The 690-nt window shown below is 74.9% G+C and carries 1 pseudogene; it reads right to left on the reverse strand.

The features are described from left to right. Positions 1-690: pseudogene (locus K789_RS0119810) on the reverse strand (ATP-dependent helicase HrpB); the annotation flags it as partial.

A 690-nucleotide genomic window follows, 5' to 3' on the forward strand; every position in this document is an offset into this window, starting at 1 on the left:
GAGCCACTCGTGACCCGACAGGGAGCTTCCGGCCGGGAGCCCGGCCCGCGTCCCGGAGGTGAGCAGGTAGCGCTCCGGGCCTCCACCGGGTACCCGGCGAGCGACGCGGTCAGGGAACGCGAGGGCGACGACGAAGCCGACGGACTCCGCCGCGGTCACCGCCGACTGCATGGGAGGTGGTGCCACGGCGGACCTCTCCTGGCGCGCGATCCCCTCCATCCGCCGGACGTCCTCCGTCCAGCGCCGGGATCCCGGTTCCTTCCCCGAGCGCAGGGCGGCCACAAGCCGCGGCAGATCCGCACCGGGCGCACGCTGGTCCCCGGCGACCACGGCGACGGCTTCCGCGGCGGTGCGATCGCCCACGGCTGCAGCTCCGTCCAACAGGGCCCGCGCCAGCCGGGGATCGGCGGGAACCCTCGCCAGCACCTTGCCGAGATCCGTGGCGAGACCGTCCGGGGCCACAGCACCGAGCTCCCGCAGCACTTCAACAGCTTCGTCCATCGCAGCCTGCGGCGGCGCGTCCGGCAGCAACAGTCCCCGGCCGCCGGGAGATCCCCAGCACGCGAGGACCAGGGCCGCTCCTGTGAGGTCGGCGACGGCGATCTCCGGCGTCTGATGGGCCGGGGCGGCGCCATAGGTCTTCTGGTCGTAGCAGCGCACCACCCGTCCCGGGCCCTGGCGGGCGGCCCG

The sequence above is a fragment of the Arthrobacter sp. TB 26 genome (assembly GCF_000427315.1).
Lineage (GTDB): Bacteria > Actinomycetota > Actinomycetes > Actinomycetales > Micrococcaceae > Arthrobacter.